Genomic DNA, 9126 nt, shown 5'->3' with positions numbered 1-9126 from the left:
CTATCTCGCTTGTTTTCCCTAACTCTCCCGCCGTTGGTTTTGGGCCCTGGTTGTGGGGGGGGGGGGGGGGGGGGGGGGGGGGCCCGCCCCCCCCGCGCCCCGGCTTACTCGGTCGTGCCCCGTCGGGACACTTCCTTGGGGTGCGGTGAAGGGTCAGGCGACACCGCACCCCGGCTCACGGGGACCCGCTCAGCCGTTGGGGAAGAGCAGGCCGTACTGTCCGAGCGCGGTCGCGACGTCCGTCTGCGCCCAGAAGCGGTGGTAGCGGAAGACCGGGGCCGATCCGCCGTTCAGGTACGACTGGACCTTCGGCCAGTCCGGGTCGTTCTTGAGGAAGGACCGGATGGAGATGAAGGTCGAGCTGCTGTTGATCGTGTCGCCGTTCGGCATCTTGCCGGTCCAGCCGGACGGGACGTAGATCGGGTCGTCGATGCGGTTGTAGTCGGCCTTGGTCTCGTTGACCGACACGCCCTTGGCGTCCTGGTTGTTCTTCCAGATGCCGTCGAGCAGCGCCTTCGCCGTGCTCTTGGCCTGGGCGTGGTTCGCCTTGGCCGCGTAGAACATCAGGGTCTTGGCGTACGAACCGGCCACGCCGACGTCGTCGGTGTAGTCCTGGATGGTCACGTGCAGACCGGTGTTGGCCGCCGGCATCCCCGGGCCGCTGAAGCTGGAGTCCGGCTGGCCGGTCCACCTCAGGGTCGAGGGCATCCGGAAGCTGCCGTCGGCGTTGATCGTGGTGCCGGACAGCGCCCAGGTGACCCACTTGTCGAGGATGGCCTTGGCGTCGCTGTTGCCCGTGGCGTAGTAGAGCTCAGCCACGCGCTCCATCGTCCAGACCTGGAAGCCGAACCACTGGTTGGACGGCGGGTCGTGGTAGACCGGCTGCCAGTCGTAGGCCATGCCGAAGAACTTCGGCAGGCCGGACGGCGGCGAGGCGTAGTGGCCCTGCCAGCTGTTGGTGGCACCGCCCGCGATGGCGCCCTCGGCCGACTGCAGCCACTTGTAGAACTGCAGCTGGCGGGTGAGGCTGGTCGACCAGTCGCTGACGGCGGTCGAACCCTTGGGCTTCAGCGAGTTGACGTTCGACAGCACCCAGGCCGCCATCGGGTTCTGGTAGCCCGAGTGGTTGTGGCTGGAGCCGATGCGCCAGGCCCATCCGGCCGACGTGTCGGTCGCGCCGCCCCAGGCGTAGTACCACGACAGCAGGTAGTTCGACGCGTTCTTGCCGGTGCCTGCCGGGCAGGAGGTGCTGGTGCAGTTCGGCTGCTTGAAGTACTTGTCGTACATCGCGTAGCGCAGGTAGTCGCCCATCTTCGCCGCGTTGGCGACCGCGGTGGAGATCTGCGACTGCTTGCCCTGCTCGGTCGCCCAGGTCAGCGCCCAGTAGGCGGCCTGGACGGCGCGGGCGTCGGCGTCCGGCGCGTTGGTGTACTTCCACTGCTTCGCGTAGGAGGCGTCGCCGGTGAACAGGTCGAGGTACCCGTTCGGGCCGCCGAACTTGAAGGTGTCGCACGACGGCTGCGGAATCGTCTCGAAGACCGACTCCTCGGGCCCGCGCTGGTAGGTGTTGATGTACGCCGGCTTGGTGGTGCCGTCGCCGCAGCGGCCGTAGCCGTAGACGTTGTCGACGTCCAGCAGCCAGTGCATGCCGTAGACGTCGGAGGTGCCGTAGGCGCTCTTCAGCTCGTTGGCGATGGGGTCGCTGCCGACGCTGACGCTGTTGTCGAGCCTCGACGGGTAGCCGCTGATGTCGTCCCACTCACCCGCGTACGTCGCCGGCTTGCTCGGGTCGTACTTGTCGTTGGTGGGCTGGTCGGCGTGCGCCGGGATGATGTACTTCTCCATCGACTGCCACGCCGTGTTGAACTTCGACCAGTCACCGGTGACCTTGCCGTACATGGCTTCCAGCCACAGGTAGTAGCTGTACGCCTCGGACGTGGTCTCGTGGCCGTGGTCCGGCGCCTCCACGAGGAACGTCTCGACCGAGTGGTACGGCACGCCCTGCGGCGAGAAGTACCCGTTGGCCGGGTCGTGGATCTTGTTGTACATCGTCAGGAAGTTCTGGACGTACTGGTTGTCCGTGCCCGGGGTGGGGCTCGCCGACGGCGACACGTCCGGCGACGGCGACACGTTGGCCGAGGGCGACACGACGGGCGACGGCGACGGGGACGGCGACGGCGAGGGGGACGGCGACGGGCTCACGGGCGGGGAGGGGCTCACGACCGCCCCACAGGTCACCCCGTTGATGGAGAACGAGGCGGGCTTGTTGTTGCTGCCGGTCCACGTTCCCTGGAATCCGACGTTGGTCGTCGCACCGGTGCCGAGGTTGCCGTTCCAGGACATGTTCGTGGCCGTGACGGTGGTGCCGCTCTGGCTCCAGTTGGCCGACCAGCCGTTCGACAGTCTCTGCCCGTTGGGGAAGGTGAACCGGAGCGTCCAGTTGCTGACCGGGTCGCCCAGGTTCTTGATGTCCAGGCTGGCCGTGAAGCCGCCCGAACCGGAACCCCAGGAGTTGAGCGCGTACTGCACGTCGCAGGACACGGCGGCGGACGCGGGAGTCTGCGCCAGCCCGACGAGAAGGCCGCCGCTCACGGTGGCGGCCGCCAGCAGTGCCAGCGGTTTCCGCGATCGTGGGAGCGCTCCCGTACTAAGAGCTCTCGTTCTCATTTTTGGAGGGTCTCCAAAGTGGTTTGGGGGTGGGAGCATCGGATGAAGAAATCCCAGGTAGCGGATTTCACGGCCGATGCGGGCAAGGGTGAATCTGAACCGGTAGGATGGGAGCGCTCCCACAACAGGATTGTGGATTGGGCCCCCCGTATGTCAATGACAGGTTGCCGACGCCTCACCCGGTGATCCGGCCGCGCGGTGAGCCGGGGCCCCTTGCTGGTCTTTTGCCCCTCCCTGACAGATGTGGCGAGAATTCATAACTGAAACTTTCATCTGTAACGGCCCGGCCGTTCAGCCCGCCGAGGCCGGTGGTTAGGGCTCTCGGCTGCGGGTAGGCGCTTCCCAACCCTGGAAGGGAGGCAGGCCATGACCATCCAGAAGGAGTCGCTGTCCACGGGCGAACTCGTCCGACGGCTGTCCGAGGACGTCTCCCGGTTGATCCGCGACGAACTGCGGCTGGCGCGGCTTGAGATGACGCGCAAGGGCAAACGCGCGGGTATGGGCGCGGGCCTGCTCGGCGCCGCGGGTCTCGTCGCGTTCTACGGCGGGGGAGCCCTCGTGGCCACGGCGATCCTGGCGCTCGCGCTGGTGCTGCCCGCCTGGGCCAGCGCCCTGATCATCGGCGCCGCGCTGCTCGCGCTCGCCGGGCTGCTCGCCCTGGTGGGCAAGGAGCAGGTGTCCCGGGCGGCGCCGCCCACTCCCGACGAGGCGATGCGCAGCCTCAAAGCAGACATCGACGTCATGAAGGAGAGTGCGCGCAGATGACCGAGACCGACCCCGGAGCGGCCCGGCCGAACGCCGGCGCCGTGGGGGTGCACAGACAGGACGTGTCCGAGCCGGTCACCGAGCCGGAGTCGCTGAACGCCGTGCGGCAGTCGCGGCCCGGTCCCGAGCCCGTCGCCGCGGCCCGGGACACCGGGACCAAGGGCGAGGACGAGAAGAAGGGCCACGACGAGATCGCCGAGGTCCGCCAGGAGATCGAACGGACCCGCGACCACCTCGGCGACACGATCGAGGCGCTGGCCGCCAAGGCCGACGTGAAGGCGCGGGCGCAGGAGCGCGTGCACGCGACCACCGCCGCCGCGCGGGCCAGGGTCGCCGAGGTCACCGGCCGGGTGCGCGACGTCACGCCGGAGCCGGTGCGGGGAGCCGCCGGCAGGGTCGGCGAGCAGGCGAGGCGCCGACCCGGCCTGGTCGCCGCCGCCGGAGCCGCGGGGACCGCGCTGCTGCTGCTGCGCCGCCTGATCACCCGGAACCAGGGCAGTACGACGAGGCCGGGCATGTCCGGCATGTTCCAGAGGCAGGGCATGTCGTCGAGGATGCGCGGGTCCGGCGGAGGCCGCGTGGCCCGGGGAATGGGCAGGCTCGGGACCTCAGGCAAGATCGGTAAGCCGGCCGGCGGCTACCGGATGTTCGGCGCCAAGAAGAGGATCGGCGGCGTGGGCCCGCTCGGCGGCAAGGGCGCGTTCAGTGGGAAGAGCGCCTTCGGCGGGCTGCGCATGCCCGGCCGTAAGCGCGGTTTCGGCGGGATGAACACGTTCGGCCGGAAGACCATGTTCGGCGGCAGGGGAACGCGCGGCGTGTTCGGCAGGACCCGCATGTTCGGCGGCCGCCGGATGTTCCCGCAGGCACGTCACACGCTCATGCGGAGGTTCGCCCACCGATGACCGACCCCGAGGACGAGCAGGGGCCGCTCGAGAGGCTGTCGCGTCGCGACTGGATCGGAGTCGTCAAACGCACGGCCAAGGAGTTCAAGGAGGACAACGTTCCCGACTGGGCGGCCTCGCTGACGTACTACGCCGTCCTCTCGATCTTCCCCGGGCTGATCGTGCTGGTGTCGATACTCGGCCTGCTGGGCCAGAGCGCCACGGAACCGCTGCTCGGGAACATCAAGTCGCTGACGCCGGGGCCGGTCCAGCAGATGCTGCAGACCGGCCTCGCCAACGTCCAGCAGAACCAGGGCGCCGCCGGGGTGTTCGCGATTATGGGTCTGCTGCTCGCGCTGTGGGCGGCCTCCGGCTACATGGGCGCGTTCATCCGGGCGACCAACGCGATCTTCGACATCCGCGAGGGCCGTCCGTTCTGGAAGGTGACCCCGCTCCGGGTGGGGCTGACGCTCCTGCTCGTGATCCTGATGGCGGCCTCCGCGCTCGCCGTCACCTTCACCGGCCGGCTCGCCGAGATCGCGGGGAACCTGATCGGCCTCGGGCCGACGGCGGTCACGGTCTGGGGCATCGCCAAGTGGCCGGTGCTCGTGCTGCTCGCGGCGGGCATGATCACCCTGCTCTACTACGCGGCGCCCAACGTCCGCCAGCCCGGCGTGCGGTGGCTCAGCCCCGGCAGCCTGTTCGCGGTCGTGGCCTGGGTCGTGGTGTCCGCCGGCTTCGGGCTGTACGTCGCGCGGTTCGGCTCCTACAACAAGACGTACGGCACGCTCGCGGCCGTCGTCGTCTTCCTCGTCTGGCTGTGGCTGTCGAACATCGTCATCCTCTGCGGCGCCGAACTCGACGCCGAGCTCCAGCGCGGCCGCAGGATCGCGGATGGCGAGTCCCCGGCGGAGCCGTACGTCGACCCCCGCGATCCCCCGAAGAACCCCGAACCCGAGGAAGGCCTGAGCGAGGTGCCCGAGCCGCGGCGCGAAGCGCGCCAGGAGGCCGACGCGCCCTGAGGCCGCCCCCGGCGCCGACGCGTCGGGAGCCTCAGGAAGGCCCGGCCCTGCGCCGGGCCTTCCTGCGCCTTCTCCCGGCACGGGAGACGACGGGGCCGGGGTCCGGTCAGCAGCAGTAGATCTCCGCGCTGGCCGGCGTGGCCGACGCCGCGGCGATTGCGGCGGTGACGCCGATGGACATGAGGGCGGTGAGAACGGCGGCGGCGATACGTCGGCGCATGACGAGCTCCTTTTTCGAGTCTCGGTTGGGGGATCTGTCGCGGGCCCGGGCTCGGCCGCGTTCCACTGCGGTGGAGCTCCCGCGAAGCAGACCCCACTGTTGGGGACGCGAGTCACATATGCCAGGTCTGTGCATGTCCGGAACAATTCCGAACGTTGGAGAACCGGTGCCGTGGGTCCTCCTGTGGCGGGAAGATCCAGAATAGTATTCTGGTGTGACGGTCCATGAAGCCCGGATCGGGCGTTACTACGAGGACTTCGTGGTCGGCGACGTCTACCAGCACCCACTCGGCCGCACGATCAGCGAGGCCGACAACACCTGGTTCACGCTGCTGACGATGAACACCAACCAGAACCACTTCAACGCGCACTTCGCCGCCGGGTCTCCGGCCGGGAAGATCATCGTGAACTCGGGGCTCTCGGTGGCGATCGTGCTCGGGCTGTCGGTCATCGACGTCAGCCAGACGGCCATGATGAACCTCGGCTGGGACGAGATCCGGCTGACCCATCCGGTCTTCGTGGGCGACACGCTCTACGCCGAGTCGATGGTGGTGGACAAGCGCGAGTCGAAATCCCGGCCGTACGCCGGCATCGTCACCTGCCGGACCCGGGGGCTGAACCAGGACGGCGACGAGGTGATGTCCTGGCGGCGCGCGGTGATGGTCTACAAGCGCGACGCGCCGCACGACAAGGGATACTTCCCGCGCGCCAAGACCGGCCCGATGGAGGCGTGATGGACTTCGAGCTGAACGAGGACCAGCGGCTGTTCCGGCAGACGCTGCGGGAGTTCGTGGACAAGGAGATCGTCCCCGTCGCGCCGGAGTGGGAGCGCACGGGCCGCTACCCCGCGGAGATCGTCGAGCGGTTCGCGCAGCTGGGGCTGTTCGGCGTCACGATCCCGGAGGAGTACGGCGGGCTCGACCTCGACCGGGTGTCGTTCGCCCTGGTCTTCGAGGAGATCGCCCGGGGCTGGATGGGCGTGGCGGGGGTGCTCGGCTCCCACTCGCTGTCCGCCTGGATGATCGCCAAGTACGGCACCGAGGAGCAGCGCCGCCACTACCTGCCCGGCCTCGCCACGGGAGCGCGCCGCACCGGGATCGCGCTGACCGAGCCGGGCGCGGGAACCGACCTGCAGGGCATCGCCACCCGGGCGGTCCGCGACGGCGACCACTACGTCGTCACCGGGACCAAGACGTGGATCACCAACGCGCGGCACGCCGATCCGCTGCCCGTCCTGGTGAAGACCTCGATCGAGACGCCCGCCCACCGCGGGATGTCGGTGCTGCTCGTGGACGCCGGCAGCGAGGGCCTGACCGTCAGCCGCGACCTGCCCAAGCTGGGCTACAAGGGCACGGAGACGTGCGAGGTGGTCCTCGACGGCGTGCGGGTGCCGGCGTCCCGGCTGCTCGGCGGCGTGGAGGGGCGCGGCATGCAGCAGGTGCTGTCGGCGCTCGAACTCGGCCGCCTCAACATCGCCGCCCGGGCCGTCGGCGTCGCCCAGTGCGCCTACGACGCGGCCCTGGGCTACGCCCGCGAGCGGCACGCGTTCGGGCAGCCGATCGCCGGCTTCCAGGCGATCCAGCTCAAGCTGGCCGACATGGCGACCGAGATCCAGGCGGCCAGGCTCATGACGTACTGGGCGGCCACGCGGTCGGAGGCGGGGCCGGTGCGCAGCGAGGCCGCGATGGCGAAGTACTTCGCCTCGGAGGTGGCGCTGCGGGCGACGCTGGAGGCGATGCGGGTCCACGGCGGGTACGGCTACTCGCAGGAGTTCGTGGTCGAGCGCCTCTACCGGGACGCGCCGCTCATGGCGATCGGCGAGGGCACCAACGACGTGCAGCGGCTGATCATCGCCAAGGCCCTCGTCGAGGGCGACGCCACGCTGGGCTGGTGACGGTGGACGGCTGCGTGTTCTGTGAGATCGCGGCGGGGGAGCGGCCCGCCCACGTGGTGCTGGACGACGAGGTCGCGGCGGCCTTCCTCGACGCCCGGCCGGTGTTCAAGGGGCACGTGCTCGTCGTGCCGCGCGGCCACGCCGAGACCCTGCCGGACCTTCCGCCGGAATCGGTCGGGCCGTTCTTCGGCCGGGTCCAGGCGGTCGCGCGCGCGGTCGAGACGGGCACCGGCGCGGCCGGCACGTTCGTCGCGATGAACAACCGGATCAGTCAGAGCGTGCCCCACCTGCACGTCCACGTCGTGCCGCGCAACCGCAAGGACGGGCTGCGCGGCTTCTTCTGGCCCCGGGTCAAGTACGACGGCGACGCCGAGATGGAGGACTACGCCGCCCGCATCCGCGCCGCACTGGCCGCGCCCGCGGGTTCTCGCTGAAGCCCGGACCGCCCTGGCGCGGCGTCGCCCGCCCGCTCCGTGCCCCGTCGAGCTTTTCGTATCCGACGAATCTACGTCGTAAAGGACTACAGCATGGATTTCCTGCGCACCCCCGACGAGCGCTTCGCCGGGCTGCCCGGCTTCCCCTACGAACCCCGCTACGCCGAGGTGACCGGCGGCGCCCGGATGGCGTACGTCGAGGCGGGTCCCGCGGACGGCCCGCCGGTGCTGCTGCTGCACGGGGAGCCGAGCTGGTCGTTCCTCTACCGGCACGTCCTCGCCGTGCTGGCCGAGGCGGGCTGCCGGGCCGTCGCCCCCGACCTGGTGGGCTTCGGCCGTTCCGACAAGCCGTCCCGCCGGGAGGACCACACGTATGCCCGGCACGTGGAGTGGGTGCGGTCGCTCGCCTTCGACGCGCTCGGCCTCGACGGCGTGACGCTGGTGGGCCAGGACTGGGGCGGGCTGATCGGGCTGCGGCTCGTCGCCGAGCATCCGGACCGGTTCGCCCGGGTCGTCGCCGCCAACACCGGCCTGCCGACCGGCGACATCCCGATGCCCGAGGTGTGGCACCGCTTCCGGGAGGCCGTCGAGAAGGCGCCCGTGCTCGACATCGCCCGGTTCGTCCAGTCCGGCTGTGTCACCGAGCTGCCCGAGCCGGTGCGCCGGGCCTACGACGCGCCGTACCCCTCGGAGGAGTTCAAGGCGGGGCCGCGGGCGATGCCGGGTCTCGTGCCGATCACCCCCGGCGACCCGGCCGCCCCCGCCAACCGCGCCGCCTGGGACACGCTCACCCGCCTCGACCTGCCGTTCCTCGTCGCGTTCTCCGACCGCGACCCCATCACCGGTGGCATGGCGCCGATCCTGAAGAAGTCCATGCGCGGCGCGGCCGGGCTCGACCACCCCGTCATCGCCGGGGCCGGCCACTTCCTGCAGGAGGACGCGGGCCGCGAGCTGGGCGAGGCGGTCGCCGCGTTCGTGCGGAAGACGGCCGCGCGGTAGGCGCCGTGTCCACCCGCCACCGCGCGCAGGCAGGGGCCCCGCCCGAGCGTCCCGGCGCGCGATCACGACCGTTCACCGCCGCGCGCGCGGGCGGGCGGCGGGCGGCGGGTAGGCTGCGGCGGCGTGGAACCGGTCGTCACCGCGCTCGTCGTCGCCGTCCTCGTCGCCGTGCCGGCCGTCGTGCTGTGGCGGGTGCTGCGCGGCCGTCGCGACCTCGGCAGCAGCCCGGCCGAGCGGGCGACCTT

The 9126-nt window shown here is 70.5% G+C and carries 8 protein-coding genes; 7 read left to right on the top strand and 1 reads right to left on the bottom strand.

All coding sequences use genetic code 11. The annotated features are described in order from the left end of the window. Positions 1-189: 189 nt before the first annotated feature. Positions 190-2592 carry a glycoside hydrolase family 48 protein gene (locus AB0J39_RS35610; protein ID WP_363472920.1) on the bottom strand — a complete coding sequence of 801 codons (2403 nt, stop codon included), beginning with the start codon at positions 2590-2592 and terminating at the stop codon, positions 190-192. A gap of 441 nt (positions 2593-3033) precedes the next feature. Between AB0J39_RS35610 and AB0J39_RS35605 the strand changes: the two genes are divergently transcribed. The 7 genes from AB0J39_RS35605 to AB0J39_RS35575 all read left to right on the top strand — a co-directional run bounded on the left by AB0J39_RS35605 (position 3034) and on the right by AB0J39_RS35575 (position 8881). Then, complete coding sequence (locus tag AB0J39_RS35605; protein WP_363472918.1) at positions 3034-3432, top strand: phage holin family protein; 399 nt, start codon at positions 3034-3036, stop codon at positions 3430-3432. Further along, positions 3429-4334, top strand: a complete 906-nt coding sequence (locus tag AB0J39_RS35600; RefSeq protein ID WP_363472916.1) for a DUF3618 domain-containing protein — start codon at positions 3429-3431, stop codon at positions 4332-4334. Before AB0J39_RS35605 ends, AB0J39_RS35600 begins: the two co-directional genes overlap by 4 nt. Beyond that, positions 4331-5335: a YihY/virulence factor BrkB family protein gene (locus AB0J39_RS35595; protein ID WP_363472914.1), complete on the top strand. Its 1005-nt coding sequence runs from the start codon at positions 4331-4333 to the stop codon at positions 5333-5335. Before AB0J39_RS35600 ends, AB0J39_RS35595 begins: the two co-directional genes overlap by 4 nt. 434 nt (positions 5336-5769) lie before the next feature. Continuing rightward, complete coding sequence (locus AB0J39_RS35590; protein WP_346228194.1) at positions 5770-6288, top strand: MaoC family dehydratase; 519 nt, start codon at positions 5770-5772, stop codon at positions 6286-6288. Further along, entirely contained in the window at positions 6288-7448 is a 1161-nt protein-coding gene (locus tag AB0J39_RS35585; RefSeq protein WP_363472912.1) for an acyl-CoA dehydrogenase family protein, read from the top strand. The genes AB0J39_RS35590 and AB0J39_RS35585 overlap by 1 nt, the downstream gene beginning before the upstream one ends. Next, positions 7445-7882 carry an HIT family protein gene (locus AB0J39_RS35580; RefSeq protein WP_363472911.1) on the top strand — a complete coding sequence of 146 codons (438 nt, stop codon included), beginning with the start codon at positions 7445-7447 and terminating at the stop codon, positions 7880-7882. Before AB0J39_RS35585 ends, AB0J39_RS35580 begins: the two co-directional genes overlap by 4 nt. Positions 7883-7975: 93 nt before the next feature. Further along, positions 7976-8881, top strand: a complete 906-nt coding sequence (locus tag AB0J39_RS35575; protein ID WP_363472909.1) for a haloalkane dehalogenase — start codon at positions 7976-7978, stop codon at positions 8879-8881. The last annotated feature ends 245 nt before the right edge of the window (positions 8882-9126 follow it).

The organism is Microbispora sp. NPDC049633 (genome assembly GCF_040675265.1).
Taxonomy (GTDB): Bacteria; Actinomycetota; Actinomycetes; order Streptosporangiales; family Streptosporangiaceae; genus Microbispora; species Microbispora maris.
Note: the sequence above shows the minus strand (reverse complement) of the source record. Positions and strands in the feature narration are given on the sequence as shown.